Source organism: Adlercreutzia sp. DFI.6.23 (assembly GCF_024462535.1).
In the GTDB taxonomy this organism is placed as follows: Bacteria; Actinomycetota; Coriobacteriia; order Coriobacteriales; family Eggerthellaceae; genus Adlercreutzia; species Adlercreutzia rubneri.
This window is the reverse complement of the sequence record NZ_JANGBP010000638.1, coordinates 1-295: the sequence shown is the minus strand read 5'-3', so window position 1 is coordinate 295 and position 295 is coordinate 1. Positions and strand designations below refer to the sequence as shown.

The following is a 295-nucleotide window of genomic DNA, read 5'->3' as shown; positions in this document are numbered from 1 at the left end:
GCCGCCTACAACGACACCCTGCGCGGCGAGCAGAACTTCGCTAGCTTCTCCGACGTAGTGAACTCGCTCGCGGGCATCCAGACCAAGGGCAACGACGTCGTGCTTTCCATCGATTCCCGCATTCAGCAGGCGGCCCAGGACGCCCTGGCCGGGCAGGTGGGCGCCGTGGTGGCCTTGAACCCCGAGACCGGCGCCGTGTACGCCCTGGCCTCCTCCCCCACCTTCGACGCCGCCAATTACGAGGAGCTGCACACGGCGGCTGCGGACGGCGGCAGCGACTCCTCCGAGCTGTTCA

The 295-nt window shown here is 68.1% G+C and carries 1 pseudogene; it reads left to right on the top strand.

Going from position 1 to position 295, the window contains the following annotated elements:
* Positions 1–295: pseudogene (locus NE591_RS14870) on the top strand (peptidoglycan glycosyltransferase); the annotation flags it as partial.